This is a genomic window from Shewanella glacialimarina (genome assembly GCF_020511155.1).
Classification (GTDB): domain Bacteria; phylum Pseudomonadota; class Gammaproteobacteria; order Enterobacterales; family Shewanellaceae; genus Shewanella; species Shewanella glacialimarina.
The window spans coordinates 1,772,808-1,798,817 of the sequence record NZ_CP041216.1 but is presented as its reverse complement, the minus strand read 5'-3'; the positions used below and the strand labels follow the sequence as shown (position 1 = coordinate 1,798,817).

General features: G+C 40.5%; 21 protein-coding genes. 11 read left to right on the top strand and 10 right to left on the bottom strand.

All coding sequences use genetic code 11. The features are described from left to right. The first annotated feature begins 17 nt into the window (after positions 1–17). From galE to FJ709_RS07735, 3 genes are all read left to right on the top strand, one after another. The gene (gene galE / locus FJ709_RS07745; RefSeq protein ID WP_226415145.1) at positions 18–1,031 is read left to right on the top strand and encodes a UDP-glucose 4-epimerase GalE; all 1,014 of its coding nucleotides are present in this window, start codon (positions 18–20) and stop codon (positions 1,029–1,031) included. 40 nt (positions 1,032–1,071) lie between these two features. After that, positions 1,072–1,554: a ferredoxin-type protein NapF gene (gene napF / locus FJ709_RS07740; protein ID WP_226415142.1), complete on the top strand. Its 483-nt coding sequence runs from the start codon at positions 1,072–1,074 to the stop codon at positions 1,552–1,554. 111 nt (positions 1,555–1,665) lie between these two features. Beyond that, entirely contained in the window at positions 1,666–2,016 is a 351-nt protein-coding gene (locus FJ709_RS07735) for a bactofilin family protein (protein WP_226415139.1), read from the top strand. Between the two features lie 43 nt (positions 2,017–2,059). Here FJ709_RS07735 and FJ709_RS07730 read toward each other — a convergent pair whose 3' ends face one another. The 8 genes from FJ709_RS07730 to fucP form a co-directional block, all read right to left on the bottom strand. Next, positions 2,060–2,488 (bottom strand): GFA family protein, encoded by a 429-nt coding sequence (locus FJ709_RS07730; RefSeq protein ID WP_226415136.1) that lies wholly within the window; start codon positions 2,486–2,488, stop codon positions 2,060–2,062. Further along, complete coding sequence (locus FJ709_RS07725) at positions 2,489–3,160, bottom strand: DUF2982 domain-containing protein (protein ID WP_226415133.1); 672 nt, start codon at positions 3,158–3,160, stop codon at positions 2,489–2,491. It abuts the gene before it with no gap. Further along, a complete protein-coding gene (locus FJ709_RS07720; RefSeq protein ID WP_226415131.1) occupies positions 3,161–3,964 on the bottom strand; it encodes a YdcF family protein in 804 nt (267 codons plus the stop codon). 165 nt (positions 3,965–4,129) lie between these two features. After that, positions 4,130–5,026, bottom strand: a complete 897-nt coding sequence (mak, locus tag FJ709_RS07715; protein WP_226415128.1) for a fructokinase — start codon at positions 5,024–5,026, stop codon at positions 4,130–4,132. A gap of 73 nt (positions 5,027–5,099) precedes the next feature. Next, entirely contained in the window at positions 5,100–5,897 is a 798-nt protein-coding gene (gene cysQ / locus FJ709_RS07710; RefSeq protein ID WP_226415125.1) for a 3'(2'),5'-bisphosphate nucleotidase CysQ, read from the bottom strand. A gap of 233 nt (positions 5,898–6,130) precedes the next feature. Beyond that, positions 6,131–8,215, bottom strand: coding sequence for a glycoside hydrolase family 16 protein (locus tag FJ709_RS07705; protein WP_226415122.1), 2,085 nt, complete (start codon positions 8,213–8,215; stop codon positions 6,131–6,133). Between the two features lie 149 nt (positions 8,216–8,364). After that, on the bottom strand, positions 8,365–10,986 hold the full coding sequence (locus FJ709_RS07700) for a glycoside hydrolase family 3 protein (protein WP_404830050.1): 2,622 nt from the start codon (positions 10,984–10,986) through the stop codon (positions 8,365–8,367). A 68-nt stretch (positions 10,987–11,054) separates the two neighbouring features. Beyond that, the gene (gene fucP / locus FJ709_RS07695) at positions 11,055–12,368 is read right to left on the bottom strand and encodes an L-fucose:H+ symporter permease (protein WP_226415120.1); all 1,314 of its coding nucleotides are present in this window, start codon (positions 12,366–12,368) and stop codon (positions 11,055–11,057) included. 311 nt (positions 12,369–12,679) lie between these two features. Here fucP and FJ709_RS07690 point away from each other — a divergent pair, with 311 nt between their 5' ends. The 7 genes from FJ709_RS07690 to FJ709_RS07660 all read left to right on the top strand — a co-directional run bounded on the left by FJ709_RS07690 (position 12,680) and on the right by FJ709_RS07660 (position 23,230). After that, positions 12,680–14,008 carry a GH1 family beta-glucosidase gene (locus tag FJ709_RS07690; RefSeq protein WP_226415117.1) on the top strand — a complete coding sequence of 443 codons (1,329 nt, stop codon included), beginning with the start codon at positions 12,680–12,682 and terminating at the stop codon, positions 14,006–14,008. Positions 14,009–14,034: 26 nt separating this feature from the next. After that, positions 14,035–15,360 carry a glycoside-pentoside-hexuronide (GPH):cation symporter gene (locus tag FJ709_RS07685; RefSeq protein WP_226415114.1) on the top strand — a complete coding sequence of 442 codons (1,326 nt, stop codon included), beginning with the start codon at positions 14,035–14,037 and terminating at the stop codon, positions 15,358–15,360. Positions 15,361–15,488: 128 nt separating this feature from the next. After that, entirely contained in the window at positions 15,489–16,490 is a 1,002-nt protein-coding gene (locus FJ709_RS07680; protein ID WP_226415112.1) for a LacI family DNA-binding transcriptional regulator, read from the top strand. 392 nt (positions 16,491–16,882) lie between these two features. Beyond that, the gene (locus FJ709_RS07675) at positions 16,883–19,861 is read left to right on the top strand and encodes a TonB-dependent receptor (RefSeq protein ID WP_226415109.1); all 2,979 of its coding nucleotides are present in this window, start codon (positions 16,883–16,885) and stop codon (positions 19,859–19,861) included. Between the two features lie 110 nt (positions 19,862–19,971). After that, the gene (locus FJ709_RS07670; protein ID WP_226415106.1) at positions 19,972–20,706 is read left to right on the top strand and encodes a SapC family protein; all 735 of its coding nucleotides are present in this window, start codon (positions 19,972–19,974) and stop codon (positions 20,704–20,706) included. Between the two features lie 9 nt (positions 20,707–20,715). Then, positions 20,716–21,723 (top strand): cupin-like domain-containing protein, encoded by a 1,008-nt coding sequence (locus FJ709_RS07665; RefSeq protein WP_226415104.1) that lies wholly within the window; start codon positions 20,716–20,718, stop codon positions 21,721–21,723. A 16-nt stretch (positions 21,724–21,739) separates the two neighbouring features. Next, a complete protein-coding gene (locus FJ709_RS07660) occupies positions 21,740–23,230 on the top strand; it encodes a tryptophan halogenase family protein (RefSeq protein WP_226415101.1) in 1,491 nt (496 codons plus the stop codon). A 126-nt stretch (positions 23,231–23,356) separates the two neighbouring features. Here the strand turns inward: FJ709_RS07660 and FJ709_RS07655 are convergent, their stop codons facing one another. Continuing rightward, positions 23,357–23,572, bottom strand: a complete 216-nt coding sequence (locus FJ709_RS07655; RefSeq protein WP_226415098.1) for a hypothetical protein — start codon at positions 23,570–23,572, stop codon at positions 23,357–23,359. A 269-nt stretch (positions 23,573–23,841) separates the two neighbouring features. Between FJ709_RS07655 and FJ709_RS07650 the strand changes: the two genes are divergently transcribed. After that, positions 23,842–24,998, top strand: a protein-coding gene (locus tag FJ709_RS07650) for an IS3 family transposase (RefSeq protein ID WP_226410792.1) whose coding sequence is annotated in 2 segments (ribosomal slippage) — positions 23,842–24,088 and positions 24,088–24,998 — 1,158 coding nt in all. Because the reading frame shifts where the segments join, the coding sequence is not laid out codon by codon here. Here the strand turns inward: FJ709_RS07650 and FJ709_RS07645 are convergent. Beyond that, positions 24,973–25,857: a hypothetical protein gene (locus FJ709_RS07645; protein ID WP_226415096.1), complete on the bottom strand. Its 885-nt coding sequence runs from the start codon at positions 25,855–25,857 to the stop codon at positions 24,973–24,975. The two genes, FJ709_RS07650 and FJ709_RS07645, sit on opposite strands and share 26 nt — an antisense overlap. Positions 25,858–26,010: the final 153 nt, after the last annotated feature.

Here is a 26,010-nt window from a genome sequence, read left to right as displayed (position 1 = left end):
TAATTTAGGATATAAACATGGCAATTTTAGTGACCGGTGGCGCAGGTTATATTGGTACCCATACAGTTATAGAATTATTGGCTATAGGACAGGAAGTCATTATTGTAGATAACTTGTCTAACTCCAGCGTTGAAGCGTTAAAGCGTGTAGAACGTATTAGCCATAAAACGGTAACTTTCTACCAAGGTGATGTACTAAACAAAGCCTTGCTGCAAAAAATATTCTCCGATCATGAAATTGACTCAGTGATCCACTTTGCTGGACTAAAAGCTGTGGGAGAGTCAGTCGCCTTACCCCTTAAATATTATGAAAACAATGTCACTGGCAGCATCATTTTATGCCAAGTAATGGCTGAATATAATGTTAAAAATCTTGTTTTCAGTTCATCTGCAACTGTGTACGGCGATCCGGCCAGTTTGCCCATTAAGGAAGACTTCCCGACAGGTGCAACTAACCCTTATGGTCAATCAAAGCTAATGGTCGAACATATTTTAACTGATTTATATCACTCAGATAACAGCTGGAATATTGCCTGTTTACGCTACTTTAATCCTGTAGGTGCGCATGAGTCGGGTTTAATTGGCGAAGACCCTAATGATATTCCTAATAATCTTATGCCATTTATCGCACAGGTTGCCGTGGGTAAACGTGATAAATTGAGCGTTTTTGGCGGTGATTACAATACCCCTGACGGCACTGGAGTAAGAGATTACATCCATGTTGTTGATTTAGCCATGGGACATTTAAAAGCCTTAGATAAACTCTCAACTAGCCCTGGATTAGTCACTTATAACCTAGGAACAGGGATTGGTTACAGTGTGTTAGAAATGGTTAAGGCATTTGAAAAAGCATCAAATAAAACATTAGCTTATCAAATAGTCGACCGCCGCGCTGGCGATATAGCCTCTTGCTACGCAGACCCAAGTTATGCTGCCAGCGAGCTTAATTGGCATGCTACTCATACTATTGAAGATATGGCCAATAGTAGCTGGAAATGGCAGTCACATAACCCTAATGGTTATAAAGCCTGATTTATTAGACGTTAAAAATCAGGACAATCTAGGAGTCACAATGAGTCAATCTGTCAACCAAGGTCGCCGCAGTTTATTTAGCCGTCGAAAGAGTAATGCATTAAGGCCGCCTTGGGTAAAAACAGATATTGAATTTACTGATATTTGTACTCGTTGTGATAACTGCATTAAAGCCTGTGAAACCAGTATTATCAAGCGAGGGGATGGCGGTTTTCCTGAGGTTGACTTTACCCTTGGCGAGTGTACTTTTTGTCAAAAGTGCGTCACAGCATGTGAGGAACCTTTGTTCGACACAGAACAACACGTACCTTGGCTGATTGTAGCCAATATCAAACAAACCTGCCTAACTTACAATGGCGTATGGTGCCAAAGCTGTAAGGATGCTTGCGATCCGCGCGCGATAAGTTTTGTCATGGCGGTAGGGCAAGTCCCAAAACCGATTATTGATATCAGTGCATGTACTGGTTGCGGAGCATGTGTGTCGCCCTGCCCCTCAAATGCCATTGCATTAACTGCACCTTAAAGTAATATTCGAACTCACCTTAATACTGATTTTTAATTTACATGTCAGTCAAAATGATTATATTAATATCCATTGCAAATAATGATGTTAAAAAAACAATAAGAGCAACTGATGTTTAATCCCAAAAAAGACACACCCCAATTAAGTTTTATTGCCCAAGGCTGCGAGCTCACCGGAGATTTTCAATTTAATGGCGACGTGATGATAAGCGGTAAAATACTCGGGGATATTATTACCCAAGGTAACGTTGTCGTCGAAGCAGGTGGTGAGGTAAATGGCGATATTCAATGTCAGGATGTCAGCATTACAGGCCTAGTAAAAGGCACTGTGCAATGTCAAAAGTTACTCATTTCATCAACGGGCTTATTTGACGGTGATGCTTACAGTGAAAAATTAGAAGTGATTGATGGTGGGCAGTTTTTAGGCCAGCGCCACCGAGAATCAAAGCATACAAAAAACTAACTACTAGGTATCATCATCCCATTTAACTAACCGTAAATGCGTTTTATAATGTTTTTGAAACGCTATCATTTCTCGCCTGCGGGTACCTTTTACAATTGTCGTCAATCTTTAACCACTTTACTTGGCTGTCGGTGTAAATATGGTAATTAGGTGAAACTAAGTTAGGATTATCTAAGCTGGCAATCGATAGAGTGATATATTCAGCATAATCTTGATGCCGATAACTCAAACTACAGCCACACTGTTGGCAAAAGCCACGCTTAATTTTTTCTGAAGAAGCAAACTCTGTTACTGTGCCGATAAGCCAAGTGACTTTGTTAACCTTAAAATCCATCCATGACATGACGACAGCACCAGATGAACGTTGGCATTGACGACAATGACAATAATCCGCATCAAACGGCTGACCAACTATCTGGTAACGTATCGCGCCACATAGACAGCCTCCTTGAGAAATGATGTCATCACTCATTTACATTCCTCGCATCGCTTTTTGCTGCCACTCACGCAATACAGTGAGCATCTCTTTTGAGTCTCGGTCTAGTGCATCATGGGATACGTATAAATGAAAACCCAAATTTTCTGCTAAGGTTTCACTTCTGCGGCCAAACATAGCTAATACTCCACGGTAACGTTCACCATGGCTCACAAACGGGCTAAACTCTGCACTTAAGTATTGTTCTAAACTGTGTAAATCTTCATCATGAGTCGCCGCTGTCATTAATAGCGGCCGCTGCTCAGTCAATAAACCCGTTGCAAGTCTAGGTGAAATAGAATCTAACACAGGGTTCATTTTTTTCACTTTAAAGCCAATATAGGGTAGCTCTATTAACTCCATATTTTGGGTTACTCTGACATTATCGATTCGCTGTAAATTGAGCCACTCAAGCGTCACTTGGCCACGACGGTGAAAATACGTCACTCCTGTTTCATTTAATTCAAGGCTTATCAAAGGTTCATTTAGTTTAGCGGCGCCCAGCAACACGCTTACACTTGATAACCCAAACAGCACCAATGAAAATGGAAATAAGCTACTGTATTGAATAAATAGCACAAAGCTAATCAACAATCCTGTCGCGCCCGCTAATGTAAACGTCAGCCCATTACGTTTTGTATTTGGGTATATCGCTAAAGCTTCAGTCATTTAATTCAATTCCTTATCAAGTGACAGTTGATTTACCATTTGATCAGCCGACACACCTCTAATACTCAGCCACAACATCCCAACGTACTCATGAATACTTCTTTGGGATGTCAACAAATTACTAGCATCAATACGCCACCACACACTTTTTTGCGCAATAAAATCTGCTGGTGCGGCTTGGGGGCTCATTCCTAATGCGCTAAATATCATCATAGAGCGCGGCATATGGGTTGCAGATGTGACTAATCTAAACGGCTGTTGTCCAATAAGTCTATATAAAAAAATTGCTTCTTCAATAGTGTCTTTTGCTTCAGGAAAGCTAACAATAGTGCCAGGATTAACCCCTAACTCTATTGCAGCTTGCTTCATTATGGTCGCGTGCGCAGTGGACATATAACCGCCATTCCAGCCACTGACGATTAACTGACAATTTTGTCCCAGTGATAACTGACGCACACCTTCGGTTAATCTCCCCAAGGCAACAGCCGACAATTTATGCACCGCGGTTAGGCCTGCTATTTCATTGTGACCTGAGCCTAATACCATCACTACACATTGCTCACTAGGGGCTATGGGTGTTGAGTTAACCGGATATTGGGATTCTAAAGAGTTGGCTAAATAATAGCTGCTATCAGATTGGCTTAAACCAACCAGTATTGCCAGTGCTGCGAGTAAGCTTAACTTTGCAATAGACTTTAATTTTGATGCCGCAAATGTCATTAATAACAAAGAGAGTAAAATGAATAACACCGTTAGCGGAATAGGCATAAATAATTGTGAGATGATTTTTTTAAGCCAAAACATTCAATAGCTATCCAATTGACAATAATCGCAATAGTGTAACGACTCACCCTCAAATTAGCGAAAGCAATTTGAGTGGTTTTACAATTATTTAGCTGGGCCACAAAAACAAAAATGCCATTGAATCATCAATGGCATTTTTAGGCTGACCAGCATTGGGCTTCGAACTTACTTACCCCATAACCACGCCGCACCACGAACACCCGATGAAGCACCAAAGAGGTTTTTAACCACAGGCGTGCGACACTCACGACCAACGACATATTGAGGTAACACTTTTGGTAACTCAGTGTAAATGGCGTCGATATTAGATACTCCACCACCTAACACAATCACGTCAGGGTCCATCATATTGATCACATGCGCTAGTGAACGGGCTAAACGGTCAATAAAACGATCAAAAGCCTGCTTAGCAAACTCATCACCTTCAGCCATCATTTCTGCAATTTGAATACCGCTAGTTGCTTCGCCGCCAGCCGCACGGAAATCACGCACAAACCCAGTACCCGAAATAAAGGTCTCAATACAATCTTTATTACCACAAAAACACTCGGTTGAATGATGCTCTTCTGCCGTCATCCAAGGGAGTGGATTATGACCCCATTCACCGCCAATACCATTACCACCTGCATGCACTCGGCCATTAATAGCAATGCCAGCGCCACAGCCGGTGCCTATTATGCCACCAAATACCACACCTTTACCTGATGCCGCACCATCTACGGCCTCTGATACCGCAAAACAATTTGCATCATTAGCTACTCGGATTTCGCGTTCTAAACGAGCGCCTAAATCTTTGTCTAAAGGATGGCCATTAATCCAGGTCGAATTGGAGTTTTTGACTAGGCCTGTAAATGGCGAAATAACCCCAGGAATACCTACACCTACCGAGCCTTTCTGGCCCAGTGTGGTTTCGGCTTCATTCACTAGGTTGATAATCGCATCTAAGGTGTCAGGATAATTTCGTGGTGTCGGTATACGTTTTCGAAATAACTCATCACCATTGTCAGCCAACGCCACTAATTCAATTTTAGTCCCACCAAGGTCAACGCCCATGCGCATCATAACTTGTCTCTCCATTTAATTATTATTCATTCTGGTGTCGTATTTGGCTGACGTAAACAAATGATTTATTAGACTAACGCTCAAACCATGCCGCTGATGCAGCAATAAAATACGGATTTAAAATATTTTCTTTTTGGTTGTACTGTAAAGGCGTTAATGCCGGATATTCAACCACAACACCACCAGCACTTTCTAAAACCGCTTGTGCCGCTGCGGTATCCCACTCACTGGTTAATCCAAGTCTTGGATACACATCAGCTTGACCTTCGGCCACCATACAAAATTTTAACGAACTGCCGACGCTGAGCATTTGATGCTCGCCCACAGTGTGTAAATATGCAGCAACATCAGGGCTTATATGTGAGCGACTACCGACAACAACAGGTATAGGCAAAATACTGCGCTGGCTAATATCCAAACGACTAATTTGGCCATTATGTTCAAGCCAGGCACCATTCCCCACAATACCGCTATAACATTTACCTAAAACGGGCGCATAAACCACACCCGCTATTGCTTGCCCTTGATGTATCAGGGCGATGTTGACGGTGAACTCACCATTACGCTTTATAAATTCTTTAGTGCCATCTAACGGGTCGATTAACCAATAAGTCTGCCACTGCTTACGCGTCGCCCAGGAAATGTTGGCATCTTCTTCGCTCATGACAGGGATATCAGCAAAATGACTTGTTAACCCTTTAATAATCACATTGTGGCTAGCAATATCGGCCGCGGTAACCGGACTATCATCCTGTTTAATCTCTACCTGCAGGTCGGTTTGGGCATAAACATCCATAATGGCATTACCCGCTTGCTTGGCAATAGTCACTATTTGCTGCAGCTCAGCTTGAGAAAGTACAAAATTAGACAAATCAATTCCTTAGCAAAACGCTTGGTTCATTAAAACACTTAATAATGGCATATTATGCCATTATTAAGATCATTGATTTATAACTATTTGATTGTACTTCTATCAAAAACAACTAACTTGGACTTGATACTATGCTAAGCACTGAGTCAGGCAAAGAAAACAGTGCGTTTTTGCATTCGTATTCAATAAAAACACTTACAATAAGATGCACTTAAATCAGTGTAGCCCTGAGCTTATTGGGTCAGCTTAATATTATCAATTTGCAACACCACACCTTGTTGGTCGCCCCACTTAGGAAAAATAACAATCGGGGTATCAACTTTGGCCAAATCCAGACTTGAGCCGTTGTTAGCCACCAGATCAGTTAATGCAATATCATAATGGGTCCATACACCTAAGTCGGGAGGCATTATGTCAAAATCTCCAGAACTACACGGGGTTTGACAGTCCATTTTAATCTTCATACTTCGCACTTCACGCAGATCTGTCACCACATTCAAATCGAATGATAAGAAGTTAAACCCGCTAAAATCCATCACAGTGCCACTGCTTTGATAAAATCCTACAGCTTCATTGGTGTTAAAGGTTAATTGGGTCACTATTTTATGTTCGCCTCCAACATCAACTTGCTCCTCTAGTAATTGTCCAGATGCTGCAAACAAACCAAAAGCATAGGGCGCCACAGCGGCATCATCATATACCACCAATTCAGTCTGCTGAGCCACTTGGTATTCATAACGAATATTATCCAGTTTTAATACCACAGGGCCTGTTGGTTCGATAACAAATGGATTAACAACATCGGTAAAATTGACCGTACTGCCGGGTGAAAATCGATTACCACCGGCCACAAGACTGGCAAATGATATTCTGACTTCTTGCCATTGATTGAGGTTATCCGGCAGTGAAATACTGATATCGCCAGTATTTGGCCAACCACTATCCACTTTAACCAATACTTCTGTTCCCTCTACAATTGAGGTCACATTGATATCAAACACTAACTCACCAAGCTCTTGCCAATGGGATAAATCAACTCGAGGAGAATATTCAAAAAATAGATTACCTACCGCTGCTGTTTTGGTGATTTCTAGGACCTCACCGCGCACATCATCGCTACCAACCTGATAGGTTATCGCACCATCAGGATTATAACTTCCAAAAGATAAATCTGTGTTAAGAGCAATGGTATCGGCATAACTAAATAGGCTAAAAGTGGGCCCTTGACCAAATTGCGTATCCGGTATCACAATCTCTGGGGCGCTGTGACCCGGCACAATAATCGCCGCATCATCAATAGTGGCGCAACCTGCTCCCGTATTTGGAGAGTCGGCGCATTCATACACACGCACATAATCAATTTGCATTGCCTGTGGGAACACACTTTCATCAATACCCGTATTATTGACATTCGCCGCCCAAGACCCGCCAACAGCAAGATTCAATAACATATGAAATTGTTGATTAAAAGGTGCATCATTGGGTGCATTGACAGTATTGCCATTTTCATCAATGTATTGGCTATACCAACCAGATGAGCGTTGCGTCGCATAATGAACATCATCAACATACCAACGGATCTCATCTTCTTGCCATTCTAGGGCGTAAACATGAAAATCATCAGAAGGATTTTGTGCGTTAGGTAAAGCGTAATCTTGCCCACTGTAAACATTATTCGGCCAGGTTTTGCCAAAATGTAGTGTGCCGTGAACCGCTGATTCAGGTTCGCCTCCATTGGTCACCGTTTTTAAGTTAACGGCTTCCATAATATCTATTTCACCCGATCCCGCCCAAGGGCCATATACCCAGTCAGTTGGCAACATCCAAATAGCAGGCCATGTGCCCTGGCCTTGCGGTAATTTAGCGCGAATTTCAAAACGACCATATTTCCAGTCACCTTTATTTTTGGAGACTAACCTTGCCGAGGTATAGTCCAAAGTTTTAGACGTATCTAAAGGATCATAATTTGGATCAGAGTCATTCACTGCAGGCCCAGAGAATGTCTCTCTTAGGGCGGTGATGGTTAATAACCCTTCCGCCACCTGCGAGTTTTCAGCCCTTGCGGTATAACACTGGGCTTCATCATTACCACCACCAAAACAATCAACTGCAAAACTCCACTTGCTGCTATCAACTTCAGTACCGTCAAATTCATCTTGCCACACCATTTGCCAACCCGTAATGCTTGTGGGAGGTGTTGCTTCAACTTCGTCAATACCGGTGGAGTTGTCTGAACCACACCCTAATAAAAACAGTCCTGACAAGGCAATCGCGGTGATATTAAGCTTAAAAGGTAGCCCATTTATTTGCTGATTCATTTTTGCTCCTAAACGAAATTTAATCGCGCTTTGTCAATAACGGCGCCCAACTCAGGGCCCGTCAACTGCTTTCACTCGGCACATTTTTGCATGCACTTAGCTAAGCTTTACTGACATCAGCAAAGCTTAGCCGCACTGTGGCTTAATGATTAATTACATTGAATAGTGTTTGGTTGATGGTTTGCTTGAATAATGACATCGCTAAAGCTCAGTTCAACCATAGCGTCTGTTGCAAGGAAAAAAGGCGATACAATTTTGCCAAAATCCATTGACTCAGATGCAAAACAATTCAATGCCACACTGACATTGTTCCACTCGCCAACAGTCACTTGCTTGCTAATGTCGTACTGAGGACGGCAATCGCCTTCACACGCCATACCCAGCCACAAAGGTTGAGTTAATGCAGTGTCAACCTTAATACTAAACGACAACGCCGAATCAGTATTACTATAGGCACGAAAATCTCTTGGGAAATTACTCTGCAAACCCACTGTACCTAATTCAGTACCATTAAATGTCACTAAACGGGCATCTTCTTGCACAACTCTGTCCATGGTGCGAATTTTAAGCGCACTATTTTTAGCCACACTGCTGCTGAGTCCTTCTCGCTGCGTTGCTGTAGCAATAAACATTGACCAGGGCGATTTAACCGCACGTTCAAATAACGCTAAATCTTCAAGAGATTGAGTTGATGACAAATTATCTTCTAATAAGTTATCTAAGGTGATGACATCTGTTGGTGCAGATTGATAGTTTAAACCGTAACCATAGGGAATAAGCGGTTGATAATTACTGTTTAACGCAACTAATGCTTCCGTTTCTAAAGGCACATTGACTGAAGTTTGTTGCGGGTTAGCCGGCCATGAAAATGATAACTTACCGACAAAATCATGGTTAACCTTACCCTCTGCATCAGTAAACAACACATCTGCAATCCCATTACCTTCCGAACCGGGTAACCAGGCTGCAACAAAAGCATCCGACTGATTAAGCTCTGCATTAACCCACATTGGTCGGCCGCTGATAAACACCGACACCACAGGTATGCCCTGTGCTTTAAGTTTTTTAAGTAATGCTAAATCACGTTTATCACCGCGTTGATATTCTACATTATCAATGTCGCCATTACCTTCGGCATAAGGTTCTTCACCAAACACCACTATGGCCACATCCGGCTTTTTCACCAATTCAAACTCACCATTGGCACTTAATATCGCTTTGCCGCCAGCTTGGGTAATGACATTATCAATGCCAGCGAAAATAGACGTTGCCCCAGGAAAATCACTGTTTTTATTGTCAGTACCTTGCCAAGTAATTGTCCAACCACCTGATTGCTTACCGATATTATCTGCAGCGTCACCTGCCACTAATACGGTCAACTTAGGCGATAATGGCAATAAATTTTGATTGTTTTTTAACAGCACGAGTGATTCACGTACTGCTTGTCTTGCTACTTCACGATGACTGGCTTGACCAATTAACTCAGTTTTACCCGAAAGTGGTCGCTTAGCAGGACTAGGTTTATCAAATAATCCAGCACGAAATTTAACCCGTAAAATACGCGTCACTGCATCATCAATTCTAGACTGGGCAATTTCACCACTGTTAACTTGCTCAATTGTATTGTAATACAGAGGTTTCCACGCAGCGGTTGGCACCATAAAGATATCTAATCCAGCATTGACCGCTTGCGCACATGATTCATTAGTACAACCAGGCACTTGTCCATGGCCGTTCCAATCACCCACAACAAAACCATCAAAGCCAAAGCGACCTTTTAGTACATCCGTTAGTAAGTATTGATTGCCGTGAATTTTATCGCCGTGCCAGCTGTTAAATGAAGCCATAACAGATTGAGCGCCTGCAGATAAACCACCGACATAGCCTTGGGCATGAATAGCATATAAATCTTGTTCAGAGGCCGTATTGTCCCCCTGATCTATGCCCTTTTCTGTGCCGCCGTCACCGATAAAATGCTTTACCGTTGACAGCACATGTTGATCACTTAAAAAGTCACCATTGACAGCACCTTGCAGGCCTTCAACTATCGCAAAGGCATAATCCCTTACAATACGAGGGTCTTCTGAATATCCCTCATAAGTGCGGCCCCATCGGTCATCACGAACCACGGCAACTGTAGGTGCAAACACCCAGTCAATACCGGTGACCATAACTTCTTTGGCAGTAATAGCGGCAATTTTCTCGATTAACACTGGATTGTCTGCTGCACCTAAACCAATGTTGTGCGGAAACAAAGTCGCGCCAATCACATTGTTATGGCCATGAACCGCATCAGTGCCCCACATAGTCGGAATCGCTATCCCGTCAACAGAATCATCTATCGATGCTTGATAAAAATCCTCAGCCAGTTTTATCCAATCAGCAGGCGTAGCGTGCTTATCATTATTGGGATAAGCACCACCGCCATTTAGATATGATCCAAAACCATATTTGCGCATATCTTCAACCGTAATATCACGAATTTCAGGTTGGATCATTTGCGCCACTTTTTGCTCAAGTGTCATGGACATTAATAATTTGGCAATTTTATCCTCTAACACAGGATCAACCGCTATAGCCGGTGCTTGCTCAGGCCAAAGGCTAATATCTTTAGCTGGCACAGCCTGCATATTTGCTGCAGAGGTATCGACTACAACCTCAAGTGCCTTATCAGCACTCTTTACTGGAGTCGATCCCCCCTGAGGCTGACACCCCATTAATCCTAAACCTATTAAAGTCGATACGGCCAGCATAGTAAGGCTAAACGGCATCAGATCAGATAAGCTGTAACGTAATGCAGAATCATATTTTGGTATATTAAATAACATCATCATATCCCTTAAACTGACTTACTAGGACGTTTAGCATGACAGCCTATTAATCCGTAATAACAAATAAAACCATAACAAAGCAGTGGCAACACAAACGCTAATTGAATGCCAAATGAATCGGCGAGCATGCCTTGTAATAATGGCACCACGGCACCACCGACAATAGCCAAACATAAAATACCTGAGCCTTGACTGGTATATTGTTTTAAATCTTGTAACGCTAAACTGAATATCGTTGGAAACATAATTGAGTTACATAACCCGACTAACAATAATGCCCACATAGCAGTTGTGCCTTCGGAAAATATCGCTATCGCCACCAGCACACAGGCAAAAATAGCGTTGAATGCCAACACCTTGCCAGCGTTAACCTTCTGCATAACCAGCGCACCAATAAAGCGTCCAACCATGGCACCACCAAAATAATAAGCAATGTATTTGGCCGCTTGTGATTCTGTTAACCCACCAATTTCATCTTGGGTTAGGAAGTTAATCAAAAAGCTACCAATACCCACTTCAGCACCCACATAGACAAAAATACCGACCGCGCCTAACACTAAATGTGGATATTGCCATGCACTACCAGAGCCGGTTTGAAGACTTTCGCTTGGATCTTTTTTACCTAACAAGGGTAATTTTAAAAATAAGAAGATAATCGCAAGTAGGAATAACGCTGCCGCTAGAATTAAATAAGGTACTTGAACCGTACTGGCTTGCTCTGCAACCGTTAAGGTCGCGATAGCTTGATCTAGCTCGGTAACCGAATCAGGATGTTCAATCGTTGATAGAATTAACCAACTGCCAAAAAATGGTGCCACAGTGGTACCCAATGAATTAAATGCTTGGGTCATAGTTAAACGTGATGAAGCGGTATTGGCCGGTCCTAAAGTACTGACGTAAGGATTTGCTGATACCTGTAAAATAGTAATCCCAGATGCCAACACAAAAAAAGCAAATAAAAACATATTGTAAGAAGCTAAACTCGCTGAAGGATAAAACAATAAGCACCCAATGCAGGCAATAACTAAACCGGTAATAATACCTTTTTGGTAGCCGATTTTACCGACTAGATTACCTGCAGGAATAGACACAATGAAGTATGCACCGAAGAAACAAAACTGCACCAACATGGCCTGGGTATAACTTAAATCAAACATGTTTTTTAAATATGGAATGAGGATGTCATTCAGACAAGTCAAAAATCCCCACATAAAAAATAACGACGTTAATGCAATTAACGCAAAACGGTAATTCCCTGACTGATGCGGTGCATCTTGTGCCACGGTAGTTTGAATTGATGCATCAGAAGTTGCCCCGGCCATATGTTTCCACCTGTTATAGTTATATGTTTGTTTAAAAGCGTGTGTAAAACAAGTTATCGCGTTTTTACGCTTAAAACTTGTATTGACCTTTTGATAATTAATCACTAGTCTCAATGTAAGCGCTTTCATTTTTAACATAACGATAACCGATGTCAACGATTTTTGATTCAAACTAAACATTTTTTGACGTGATTGGTCAACAACGAAGACAAACCGTGAAGTGATGCAAACGCGCACTTAAAGACTTTACTCAGCCAATTTCGTTTCGACATAACATGGGTCAATTCAAACAAAACTAAGTGAATAGAAATATGAAAATAACCTTACCCGCTACATCACCTATGCTTTCTAAGGATTTTACATTTGGAGTGGCTACCGCCTCATTTCAAATTGAAGGCAGCGCACACAATCGCTTACCGTCTATTTGGGATACATTTTGTGCAACCCCGGGGAAAATTAGTGACGGTTCTGATGGAAAGCAAGCATGTGAGCATGTGAAGCTATGGCAACAGGATGTTGAGCTCATTGAATCACTGGGGGTTGATGCTTATCGTTTATCTATTTCATGGCCTCGAGTAATAAAGCAAGACGGCAGCCTTAACTCAGAGGGTGTTAACTTTTATATCCAATTATTAGATAGCTTACTTGCTAAGGGCATAAAACCTTATGTCACTTTATACCACTGGGATTTGCCGCAGCATATTGAAGACAACGGTGGCTGGCTTAATCGCAGCACAGCATATTTATTTCAAGACTATGCTAGCAAAATAGTGGCTGCATTGGGTGACAGAGTGCATTCTTACGCTACCTTTAATGAACCTTTTTGCAGCGCATTTTTAGGCTACGAAATTGGTATCCATGCACCAGGTAAAGCCAAGGTCGCTTATGGTCGTCAAGCTGCGCACCATATATTGTTAGCGCATGGCTTAGGTATGCAAGTGCTACAAAAACAAAGTCCTAATACTCTTAATGGCATTGTGCTTAATTTTACCCCTTGCTACCCACACTCATATAACATCGCTGATATTAACGCAGCCAAAAAAGCCGATGAATATATGAATCAATGGTATATCAAGCCTCTTTTTGATAAATGCTATCCGGATATCATTAATGACTTATCTGAGGATGTCCGCCCGGTGGTTGAAGCTGGCGACTTTGATATCATTGCGCATAAAATCGATTTTTTAGGGATTAATTTCTATACTCGTGCAGTATATCAAGCCCATACAGAAACCATTTACGCTCAAGTGGACATGGTCAATGCTCCGAAAACGGATATGGGCTGGGAAATATACCCACAAGCCTTTACCGATTTATTAGTATCGCTTAGTCAAACTTACCCTTTACCGCCTATCTACATTACCGAAAATGGTGCAGCAATGCCTGATCAGTTAATTGGCGGTCAGGTGGATGATGTCGATCGTATCGACTATTATCAATCGCACTTAAATGCAGTAAACAATGCTATAACCCAGGGCGTTTATGTGGCGGGTTATTTCGCCTGGAGCTTGATGGATAATTTCGAGTGGGCGGAAGGATATTTAAAACGATTCGGTATTGTATATGTTGATTATCACACCCAACAACGTACCATAAAAGCCAGCGGTAAAGCCTACCGTGACTTAATTCGTTCTCGTTAGAAGCATCATAAAATCAAGAGGCTAGGATGATCAGCATAAAAGAGAAAATTGCCTACGGATTAGGTGATACTGCCAGTAATATTGTGTTTCAAACTGTGATGTTATTTCTCACATTTTTTTATACCGACATTTTTGGTATATCGCCCGCATTTGTGGGCACGATGTTTTTAGCTGTTCGTTTAATTGATGCGATAACCGACCCCTTAATGGGGGCGTTAGCCGATAGAACCAATACTAAGTGGGGAAAATTCCGTCCTTATTTACTCTGGTTTGCGCTGCCATTTGGGGTAATCAGTGTACTGGCATTCACCACGCCTGATTTGTCTGAAGATGGCAAAATGATTTACGCCTTCGTCACTTACACCGCATTAATGATGGTTTATACCGCCATTAACATACCTTATTGTGCCTTAGGTGGCGTGTTAACTGCCGATCCTAAAGAGCGCGTATCGGTGCAATCATATCGCTTTGTGTTTGCTATGCTAGGCGGTCTACTTGTATCTGGATTAACTCTCCCACTGGTCGAGTTTTTAGGCCAAGGCGATCAAGCCAAAGGGTATCAACTGACGATTGCTGCGATGAGTATTTTAGGCGTAGCGATGTTCCTAACTTGCTTTTGGGGCACTAAAGAGCGTTTACATCCACCTATTGATCAGCAATCTAGCTTTAAACAGGATTTAGCTAATTTGTTAAAAAATGATCAATGGCGAATACTGTCAATAGCTTCAGTGTGTTTGCTTTCTGGTATGGTACTCAGAACCAGCTTGGCGATTTACTACGTTAAATACTTTTTGAACATGCCTGATTCTATTACCTTATTTATTACCTTAGGTATGTTAGGTAACATTTTTGGTTGTATGCTAGCAGAGCCGTTAGCCAAAAAAGTCTGTAAAGTTAAAGCCTATATAAGCTTACAAGTTATTGCCGCTGGGTTATGTATTGCCAGTTACTTTGTTACCGCAGACCAAACGACACTTGCCTTTATTATGTTTATTGCTTGGGGTTTTACCTTCAACATGGCCACTCCCCTTTTATGGGCAAAAATGGCAGATGCCGTTGATTATGGGCAATATAAAACCGGCGTAAGAATTACTGGGATGATTTATTCATCGATAATTTTCTTTATTAAGTTGGGCGTTGCTGTTGGCGGCGCTGCTGCTGGTTGGTTATTGTCTGGTTATGGCTATCAAGCCGATACCGCTCAAACACCAGAAACCTTAAAGGGTATATTAATGTCGTTTACCCTATTTCCTGCTATTGGCTCAATTCTTGTTGCCGTTGTGATGAGTTGGTATAAATTAGACTCTGCCAAGGTAGATGAAATTCATTTGCAACTGAATAAGCAAACCTAGTGATTATCGTTAAGTTTAATCACAAATACTTTCAATATTTTTGGTTTTTATTTGTTTGATTTCCAAATGTAATAGAAACCATGTTAACCTTCTGCCGATTTTAATTTATACAAGAAGCAAGCAAAAATATGGCGACAATTTACGATGTTTCAATACTGGCAGGTGTTTCACTCGCGACCGTATCGCGGGTGATGAATAACAACACCAAAGTCAGTGATAAAACTCGACAAAAAGTGCTAGATGCTATGGCATCATTAGGTTATCGCCCTAATACTATTGCACAATCGCTTGCTTCTAGTTGTTCAAATAGTATCGGGGTTTTGGTGTCTCAATTGGACGGTCCATTTTATGGCCCAATGATGACCGAAATCGAAACGGCACTTCGCACAGCCAATAAACACGTCATCATTGCCGCAGGGCACGCTGATGAGGCGCAAGAAAAAGACAGTGTCGAGTTTTTATTGAGTCGAGGCTGCGATGCACTCATTTTAGATGTCGAAGCGGTTTCTGATGAATACCTGATCGAACTGCATAAACAAAAAACCCCTATTGTGTTGATCAACCGTTACATAGAAGCGTTAAAAGACAATTGTATTTATCTTGAAAATGAACGTGGTGGCTATCTGGCAACGGAATACATTTTATCTTTAGGTCATAAAGATATCGCCTACATTTCTGGGCCTATGTACAAACGAGACGCCAGAGACAGACTCCAAGGTCACCAAAGAGCATTAGCAGAGCATAAAGTCATGTTTGACCCTGCTTTGTGCTTTGAGGGAAACTTCCGTGAATTTGGCGGTAGCGATGGGATGAGGCATTTGCTCAGCTTAAATAAAAAATTTACCGCTGTAGTGTGTGCCAGTGACCAAATGGCATCAGGTGCGATTGCTATCTGTTTAGATAAAGGTATTCGCGTGCCTGCTGATATCTCATTTATCGGTTACGACAATACCCCCTTCCCTCAATACATATCACCCAAACTCACCACAGTCAGTAACCCGATTGATGAAATGGGTAAAATGGCAGCATTTTGGGTATTAAAAAATGTCTATAAAAATGACAAGGTCACTGTCGATTGTTCATTTTCACCAGCACTTTTCGTTAGAGACTCAGCAATAACGGCAACGTAATCTTTGTCCTCATAAAATCCTAAACGTAACGAAAACTTGTGTAAATGGCCATTTGCATATCAGCTGAGTCAACTCTGCTTACTACTACTTGGAACATATCCTCAACACCACAAAGAAAGCGCTTACAAAACAACATTAAAGCAACACCAATTATTTACTATTAAATACAGCAACCTATAGAAAAACCTACATAACACCTCACAAAAGTTAATGAAATGTTGATTTTAATTACCATTTATATTGACTCAGGTCACAAATTAATCTAGTTTTATGTAAGCGCTTACATAGCTATTAACAACACTGTGACGCTAATAGAGAATTACAAATCGATTTGCACTTTATTCAAGGGCAAACTATAAAATAGTAAAATCTAGTCAATGGGGATTTCCTAGATGAAAACAAGAACATTTACCAAAACTAAGCTAGCAACAAGCCTATCACTTGTGCTTGGTCTCGGTTCAATGATGCCAGCTCACGCTGTAGATGAAGCCGCTGAAGAAAATATTGAAGTGGTTCAGGTTAAAGGCATACGTGGTAGCTTAATTAAGTCAATGGACATTAAACGAAGCTCTCAGGGTGTAGTGGATGCCATTAGTGCTGAAGACATGGGTAAATTCCCAGACACTAACTTAGCCGAATCATTACAGCGTATATCAGGTGTATCAATCGACCGTTCAAACGGCGAAGGGTCTAAGATTACCGTTCGTGGTTTAGGGCCAGATTTCAACCTAGTGACATTAAATGGACGTCAAATGCCGTCGTCCAACTTAGAAGCAACCACAACAAGCAGCTCACGTTCATTTGACTTTGCTAATATTGCTTCAGAAGCAATCAGTGGTGTTGAAGTTTATAAAACAGCAAAAGCCGATGTTTCAAGCGGTGGTATTGGCGCTACCGTTAATATCCAAACAGCAAAACCATTAGATAATCCAGGGCAACAAGCTTCTTTTGGTGTTAAAGGAGTAATGGACCAGTCGACTGATGAAGGTGATAACATTACCCCTGAACTGTCTGGTATCTACAGTAATACCTTTGCTGATGACACCATTGGTATTGGCATTTCATTTAGTCACCAAGACAGAAATGGTGCCACAAAAGAAGCCGTTGTTCCTCAATGGCACACTCAAGCCATCGCTCCAGTTGATGGTTGGAACGGTGGTGTCAATAATACTGATTGGGATGAGGGTGATACCTTTAACCGCCCACAACAGTTCCGTTATAACTTTACCGAATTTGAACGCAAAAGAGATAACGGTCAGGTTGTTTTTCAATACGCACCAACAGATGACCTAACACTTACAGCTGATTATACAATGTCACAGCAAACCGTTTCATCGACCTCAAACGGTATCGGTGCATGGTTCTGGGAAGGCGAAACGATTGACGGTAATTTAAATAAATTTACCGATGGCCCAAATCATTCACCACTTGTATGGCATTCTGGTGCGGGTCCTGATTTATCTTTTTCTACTTCTGAATCTGGCCAAAAGAACAAAAATGATTCAATCGGTGTTAATTTAGCGTGGGATGTTAACGATAATCTAACCCTAGAACTGGATTACCATAACTCTTCAGCCACCTCAAAAGCAGATAGCCCATACGGCAACAGCTCTGTAATCGAATATGCTGTTAACTCTCGTCAAAGTACCACAATTGACTTCAGATCAGACTTCCCTGTTATGTCTATCGCGCAATTAGATGGCTTAACTGGTGCTCCATCTGAACTAATTGCTACCGGTAGCTCATTAAGAAACAGTCAGTTTACTAATGATTTAGACCAAATCCAGCTACGTGGTAAATACGTATTTGATGATGGCTTCATTACTAGTGTCGATTTTGGTGTATCGAAAACTGATAATGATGTCAGAGCATCTATTATGACGGCTCAACGTGATACTTGGGGCGGCGAAGGCAGTGTTGATGATGTTAGTGATAGCCTATTTACACCAGGCAGTAGCTCAGGTCAATTAAGTGACCTACCGACAACGGGCCAAAATGCTGCTGGTGACCAGATAAATCTTTTCGACCTATTCTACAAATTTAGTTTTGCAGACGCAGCACGCGAAATCGCTTCTTATGCAGCGCCTGATAATAGCGGTAATCAAGTATCACCTGGTATATGGCCTTGTAGCGATCGTTTCTGTGTCAATGACAACTGGACAAGAGATGAGATGATAGCTGAACAATATCAGGCTATTTTTGCTCAAGTTAACATGGAATTTGATATTTCAAATATGCCGTTAAATGTCTCTGTCGGTTTCCGATATGAAGATACAGATGTTAATGCAAGTGCTATGGTGCCAGCATATACAGGCATTGATTGGGTTTCTAATAATGAATTTGCAACCATAGATACTGGTGAAAGTGCGTTTACCGATTTCAACGGTAGTTACGACAACTTTTTACCTAACATTGATGCTAGCTTAGGTATTACTGATGATTTAATTGCAAGAGCATCAATCGGAAAAACCCTTTCAAGACCAACTTACAATCACATTCGTGGTGGCGTAGGTATTGGTGAAGTAAGACAAGGATTTGCTACCGCAAACAGTGGTGATCCAGGGTTAGTGCCTTATGAATCTACCAACTTTGACTTTTCCCTAGAATGGTATTTTGCTCCTGCGAGCTACGCATCTGCTGGATACTTCAAAAAAGACATTGAAAACTTTATTGGTACTCGTACAACCAAGGGTAATTTGTTTGATTTAAGAAATCCAACTAACGGACCTCGTTATGCAGAAGCCCTTGCTGCGGTTGGAAGCAGTGATAACGCAGCAATTAGACAATACATTTTCGAAAACTATCCAGAATCTAGTACAGTCACAGGTGCAGACTCAAACGGAAATCCAACGGGTAATATCCACTCAACGGCTGAAGATAGCCTAATAGATTTCGATATTACTAAACCATTTAACGAACGTGATGCTTCAATTGATGGTATTGAACTTGCTTTCCAACATACATTAGAAATGGGTTTTGGTATGCAAGCCAACTATACTTTTGTATCCAGTGATGCAGAGTATGACCCTAATGTATTTGATAGCCAGTTTGCACTACCTGGTTTAAGTGATACTGCAAACGTTGTGGCTTTCTATGAAAACTATGGGTTTTCACTTCGTGTCGCTTATAACTGGCGAGACGAGTTCTTAGTCTCAACCAATAACAACCTTAATAATCCACGTATTAGTGAGGCTTATTCGCAAATCGATATCAATGCTAGTTATAACATAACTGAAAACTTCATCATTTTTGCTGAAGGCATAAACATTACTGATGAAACACAGCGTATGTATAGCCGTCACAGCAGTGAATTACTGAATGCTATTCAGTCAGGTGCTCGTTACAACATTGGCGCACGCTACACTTTCTAAAAGTGAGCTATATTTAAAAAACCGCCTTCTGGCGGTTTTTTAATAATAAAAACAAGTGCAAAATTTTACATTATTTCATATTAATGAATTTAAATTATAAGAGATAAATTATGTCAAACCACCAAATGTTAAATAATGAGCAACATAAAAACTTAAAGGTTCACACCAAAAGAAGTTCAGATTTAGGTGATAATGTAATGCTTACACTCACTTTCCCTAGTGAGTTTTACGCTATTCAGTCTTACTATCCCATTGTCTTTTATAAGAACGAATCAACCGAAGAGTTTCAAGCGTTCGCATTATTCGGTTTAGAGAAAAAAGAAAATCTATTTCTTTCACCAGATGAACGTTGGGATTGCGGCTATGTTCCACATACTATTAAGGCGCAACCATTTTTAATTGGTTATCAAAATCAAGAAATAAATGGTCAGATTCAAAAACAAAAAGTCATCCACCTTGATGCTGATAGCCCAAGATTAAATGAACACGAAGGTGAAAGTATATTTACTCAATATGGTCAAAACACACCATTTATAGAAGATATAGGTAATATTTTAGGGGAAATAGACCAAGGATTCGAAGATAGTAAACAATTTTTCAATTTATTAAGCCAATTTAATTTAATTGAGAAGTTTGTTTTCGATATCAAATTGAATGACCAAAGTAGCAATAGATTGTCTGGTTTCTATACCGTAAATGAAGATAATTTAAGCAATTTATCTTCCCAGCAACTTTTTGAACTAAACCAGAAAGGTTTTTTAAAACCTCTTTATATGGCTAGTGCGTCTATGCTAAATATGAGCGAGTTGATAAAAAGAAAAAACCAGAGATTGCAAATAAAATAGAGGATAGACATGTTAGATACGCTGAAAAAAGTGGTCACTGTAGAGGGCATATCTGCTTCTGATGTCCCTTCTTTTGTAGTTAATTCTAAACAACCTCTGATACTCAAGGGCTTCATTAACCAATGGCCTATAGTCAAAAAAGGGCATGAGTCTGAAGATGCTTTAAAAGACTATTTATTAAAGTATGCTAACAATTTAGCACTCACCGTTGGTCATGGATCCCCAGATATCAATGGTCGGATTTTTTACAATGATGAGTTTACCGCGTTAAATTGCAAAGCGTACAAAATGTCATTAACCGAATTGTTTAAGCATATTGCTCAGTCTAAGGGGAATGAAAAACCGCCGTTATATTATATGGGCACAACATCTGTTGATAACTATTTTTCGAGCTTAAGAAATGAAAATGATATCCATATAGAGGGCAAATCTCCAACAATGAACTTCTGGATGGGCAATCAAAGTACTATACCGGCTCATTATGATGTACCTCATAATATTGCATGTAACGTATACGGTAAGAGACGATTTACTTTATTTCCGCCAGAACAACTTGAAAATCTTTATATTGGACCGCTTGATTTCACCCCCGCGGGACAATCGATTAGTCTAGTAGATATAACAAAGCCAGACTTTAAAAAATACCCTAAATTTCAAGATGCTCTGCAACATGCTCAGGTGGCAGAACTAGAAGCTGGGGATGCATTATTCTTACCCAGCATGTGGTGGCATCATGTAGAAGGCTTATCCCATTTAAATTTATTAGCGACCTTTTGGTGGTCAGCAACCGATTATGCTACCGACGAGTCAGGTAATGCTTTGCTTTATGCGGTAATGGCATTAAGACATTTACCGGAAGAAAAGAAGCGAATGTGGTTAAACCTGTTTAACCATTATATTTTCGATGCTCAGCCTCTCGACCATATTCCAGAACATGCTAAAGGTATGCTTAATCCGCAAAGTGAAACAACACTTAGAAATTTTAAAGACTACCTAATTAAACGTTTACGATATTAGAAAGGATAATGAATAAATGAATAATTTATCAGCTGTAAAAAATGTTGTAATTGCAGGCGGAGGAACCGCAGGTTGGATGGCAGCAACAGCACTAGCAAAACTTATTGGTAATAAACTGAATATTACACTAGTAGAATCAGATGAAATTTCTACTGTTGGTGTTGGTGAAGCAACAATTCCGCCCCTAGTCACGTTTCATAAGATGTTAAAAATTAATGAAGCGGAATTTATGAGTAGTGTCAACGCCACATTTAAACTGGGTATCAATTTTGAAAACTGGAAAGACACTAGCAGCGAATATTTCCATTCTTTCGGTACCACTGGCAGAGATTGCTGGGCAACGACTTTTTTACAATTTTATAATCGCAGCAAGCAGGAAGGTTATCAGGCAAACTATGAAGACTACTGTTTAGAGCTTCAGGCGGGAATGAATCAAAAATTTGCCCATTTACCTGATAGTGGTTTGAAGTATGCCTACCATATAGATTCGACTTTGTACGCACGGTTTTTACGCACTATATCGGAACAGCACGGTGTAACAAGAATAGAAGGTACTATTGATAAAGTTAATATCGATGAAGAATCTGGCTTTATCACCTCGTTAAGATTGACTTCAGGACACATTATAGAAGGTGATTTATTTATTGATTGTACCGGCTTCAGAGGTGTTTTGATTGAGCAGGCTTTGCATACCGGCTACGAAGATTGGTCACATTGGTTACCCTGCGACCGTGCTGTAGCCGTTCAAACAGAAAGTATTGAAGACCCTAAACCTTATACTCGTTGCATTGCTCATGAGTCTGGATGGCAATGGCGTATACCGTTACAACATAGAACGGGTAATGGGCTTGTTTACTGTAGCAAGTATTTAAATGATGAAGATGCCGAACAATTATTACGTAACAATGTTGAAGGGAAAATATTAAAAAAACCACTTTTTATTAAATTTTCCCCAGGCCAACGTAGAAAGCATTGGAATAAAAACTGTGTTGCATTAGGTTTATCTAGTGGGTTTATTGAGCCCTTAGAATCAACAAGTATTCATTTAATTCAACGCGGTATCATTAGATTGATGCAAATGTTCCCAAAAACAGGCATTACTGACAGTGTAATAAATGAATATAATTTCCAAGCCAAAGAAGAAGTTCAATATATTCGGGATTTTATCATTCTGCATTATCATCTCACCAACAGAAATGATTCAAACTTCTGGCGTTATTGCAGCAAAATGGAGGTTCCAAGTTCATTAACACATCGACTTGAACTATTCAAAGACCATGGCTATGTATTCAAGGCTCCTTGGGACTTATTTGCAGAAAACTCTTGGATTCAAGTAATGCAAGGTCAAGGTTTATCCCCTCAAATGCACCACCCTATAGCGGATATGATGTCTGATAAAGAACAAGATATGTTTATGAATGGGATCAAAAATTCTATTTCACAAACCGTTCAGTCGTTACCAACTCATAAGCAATATTTAGATCAATATTGTAAATCAAAAGGCTAACTGGCTTTGATATGAGCATTAACACTATTTTTAATGCTCATTTTTGCAAAGTGGAAGCTCTATTAATTTTTTATATACCAGTATTAACATCTTTGACAGCGCGGGATAAAGCAACGTAGATTAATACTAATACACGAGCAAGCCAGTATTAGGCAAGTTAACAGGCAAAATAGCCAAACCGACCATCAAAATAAGCAATAACGGCGAAACACCTGAAGACAGCGGGTAACCTATATTAGCGACATATAAACTCACATCACTCTGTGCGTTAAAGTTACGTGTCCCTTTAATGTGCAAATTATAAAACCAAGATTTATCACCTAACTCTATTTTTTTGGCCATATCCCCTTCACTTCATCACACTAAAAAAACCGAAAAAACATTAATAACCAGATCATCAAACATATCTTCTAAAAAATGTAAAAGACCAATATCGGGCTGAAACGGTTATATAGATTCGAGGGTTGATATTGATTTATAGACCATTTATATCAACGTTGAGGCGCTAAAAAATCAACCATTCCGTCTTGATTAATATCGTCACTGTGTTGTGGTTGAATTAGCCGGACACTTCAATAAAGGAATATAATAATGCCATTATTGAGGTGAATATGACTAAACGAATAAATAAACAATATCCAGATGATTTTAAACAAGAAGCTGTCGCTTTGGTTCTTGAACAAAATTACACGATAGTCCAAGCAGCAGCGTCTTTAGGTATTACAGATAAAATTCTTTATAACTGGGTGGCTAAACAAAAAAAGCTAACTCAAGGCGATGCATTATCTGTAGATGAACGCACTGAGCTCATGTTATTGCGTAAAGAGAATAAACGCTTATTGATGGAGCGCGAAATACTAAAAAAGGCCAGCGCCTTCTTTGCGAAAGAAATGAAGTAAGGTATTCATTTATCAATAATCTTGAGTCGAAATTTCCTATTTCGATGGCGTGTAAAGTGATGCAAGTCAGTTCGTCAGCGTATTACGTTTGGCTTAAAAGGCCTGGTGAGCTTATCACTGCTGACACTCTAGAATTATTTCGTCGAGCTAAAGCATTATTCAAGGCCAGTAGAAACAGCCTAGGTAGCAGAGAGTTAGCTAAAGCATTACGCAAAGAAGGGGTTAGCATTACACGTTATCGCACTATTAAGTTAATGGCGCGATTGAAACTGGTGGTAACGCAACGTCTGGCTTATAAAGTCACCACAAAGCGTAAACACAGTGATAGCGTGGCTGATAATTTGCTTAATATGAATTTTAATCCTGTTGGGCCAAACCAAGTATGGGCAGGTGATGTGAGCTATCTTAAAACAGGTGAAGGTTGGCTATATCTTGCCGTTGTAATGGATTTGTATTCTCGCAGAATCGTCGGCTGGCATATCTCTAAGCGTATGACGAGAAGCTTAGTGGAGAAAGCATTTTTGAAGGCTTACAACTTGCGAAAACCACCTAAAGGCTTAGTATTTCATAGCGATAGAGGTTCGCAGTATACGAGTAAAGGGTATCGACGTTTATTAAAACAATTGAACTGTCGAGCGAGTATGGGTGATGTCGGTGCGTGTTGGGACAATGCAGTTGTGGAGCGTTTCTTTGGTAGTTTAAAGCATGATTGGCTATTAAAAATACCACAGCCAACTCGTCACCATATGTGTGATGATGTAGCTAAATATATGAAATATTACAATCTAGAGCGACTGCACTCGGCAAATGCTGATCAGTCACCGATAGATTTTGAAATTTCTTTTAGAAAAGTGTCCGGTTGGAGTTGACCAGAACACTGCCTTCAATCAAATCTGAAATACCATCGCCGTCAGAGTCTGAGTCAAGCCAATTGGGCTGTTCATCATTATCTTGATCAATCGTTGAATTCTGCATACCAAAAATGAACTCTAAACCATCAAGTATCTTGTCTTGATCCATATCGTTTTCAAGTAAATCAGAACCTAATGCACGCTCTTTCATGTCATCGAATGAATCAACATCAGTGTCATTAAAAAATACAATTTCGTACGAGAGGTCAGGCCCCCCAGCAAAATTGTCATCGATTAAACTCAGTTGATAAGTACCTGCGTCGTAAATAGGAAAATTAACCACGTACACATTCGGTTTAGTGTACTTATATAAGAATATTGCACCAATCACTAGTCCGTCAGCGTTTGAAACGTACACTTGTGGTTTAAATCTCGCTGATGAAGTTTTGAAAACAGCTGTGTATTGTTTAAGCTCAGTTGTTACAAACTTAAACAGATCACCTTTGTCCAATTCAGAACTTATGACCCCTTGTACTCTAACCCCTTGATCAATTTCTATCCGCGTAGCGATGCCAGGGTAATCGTTCGGTTCCTGTTCGATGAATAGCGGATATTTACTCTTACTCGCATCAAATGGATAGTCATCTTGTTCATCGAGCACGCCATCACCGTCTTCATCCTTGTTTTCCCAGCTACCAATAAGCCTACCTAGATCTGATTGAACCACTTGATTTGGTGAAACAACTGCCTCTATAGAATCAATTGCAGTAGTAGGAGTTTCCGGTTGCTGCACACCCTCAGCTAAATCACGATTACAACCACTCATTCCTAAGTTTGCAGCTAACAATATTGCTAACCAAAGTGCATTAAGTTTCATTGCCTATATCCCTATATAAATCCATTTTTTCAATTTTTACTGATGTTATTCCAAGCTCATCTTTACCTTAATAACAATCTAAAAGGTGCTTGCATCCGCACAGTTCACCTTACCAAACCTGAGTTAAATCACTCTCCCCCGCTATTGACTACC

Excerpts from the sequence above, each read along its gene's own strand:
- galE (WP_226415145.1), top strand. The coding sequence starts at position 18 with ATGGCAATTTTAGTGACCGGTGGCGCAGGTTATATTGGTACCCATACA.
- napF (WP_226415142.1), top strand. The coding sequence starts at position 1,072 with ATGAGTCAATCTGTCAACCAAGGTCGCCGCAGTTTATTTAGCCGTCGA.
- FJ709_RS07735 (WP_226415139.1), top strand. The coding sequence starts at position 1,666 with ATGTTTAATCCCAAAAAAGACACACCCCAATTAAGTTTTATTGCCCAA.
- FJ709_RS07730 (WP_226415136.1), bottom strand. The coding sequence starts at position 2,488 with ATGAGTGATGACATCATTTCTCAAGGAGGCTGTCTATGTGGCGCGATA.
- FJ709_RS07725 (WP_226415133.1), bottom strand. The coding sequence starts at position 3,160 with ATGACTGAAGCTTTAGCGATATACCCAAATACAAAACGTAATGGGCTG.
- FJ709_RS07720 (WP_226415131.1), bottom strand. The coding sequence starts at position 3,964 with ATGTTTTGGCTTAAAAAAATCATCTCACAATTATTTATGCCTATTCCG.
- mak (WP_226415128.1), bottom strand. The coding sequence starts at position 5,026 with ATGATGCGCATGGGCGTTGACCTTGGTGGGACTAAAATTGAATTAGTG.
- FJ709_RS07705 (WP_226415122.1), bottom strand. The coding sequence starts at position 8,215 with ATGAATCAGCAAATAAATGGGCTACCTTTTAAGCTTAATATCACCGCG.
- FJ709_RS07700 (WP_404830050.1), bottom strand. The coding sequence starts at position 10,986 with ATGCCGTTTAGCCTTACTATGCTGGCCGTATCGACTTTAATAGGTTTA.
- fucP (WP_226415120.1), bottom strand. The coding sequence starts at position 12,368 with ATGGCCGGGGCAACTTCTGATGCATCAATTCAAACTACCGTGGCACAA.
- FJ709_RS07690 (WP_226415117.1), top strand. The coding sequence starts at position 12,680 with ATGAAAATAACCTTACCCGCTACATCACCTATGCTTTCTAAGGATTTT.
- FJ709_RS07685 (WP_226415114.1), top strand. The coding sequence starts at position 14,035 with ATGATCAGCATAAAAGAGAAAATTGCCTACGGATTAGGTGATACTGCC.
- FJ709_RS07680 (WP_226415112.1), top strand. The coding sequence starts at position 15,489 with ATGGCGACAATTTACGATGTTTCAATACTGGCAGGTGTTTCACTCGCG.
- FJ709_RS07675 (WP_226415109.1), top strand. The coding sequence starts at position 16,883 with ATGAAAACAAGAACATTTACCAAAACTAAGCTAGCAACAAGCCTATCA.
- FJ709_RS07670 (WP_226415106.1), top strand. The coding sequence starts at position 19,972 with ATGTCAAACCACCAAATGTTAAATAATGAGCAACATAAAAACTTAAAG.
- FJ709_RS07665 (WP_226415104.1), top strand. The coding sequence starts at position 20,716 with ATGTTAGATACGCTGAAAAAAGTGGTCACTGTAGAGGGCATATCTGCT.
- FJ709_RS07660 (WP_226415101.1), top strand. The coding sequence starts at position 21,740 with ATGAATAATTTATCAGCTGTAAAAAATGTTGTAATTGCAGGCGGAGGA.
- FJ709_RS07655 (WP_226415098.1), bottom strand. The coding sequence starts at position 23,572 with ATGGCCAAAAAAATAGAGTTAGGTGATAAATCTTGGTTTTATAATTTG.
- FJ709_RS07645 (WP_226415096.1), bottom strand. The coding sequence starts at position 25,857 with ATGAAACTTAATGCACTTTGGTTAGCAATATTGTTAGCTGCAAACTTA.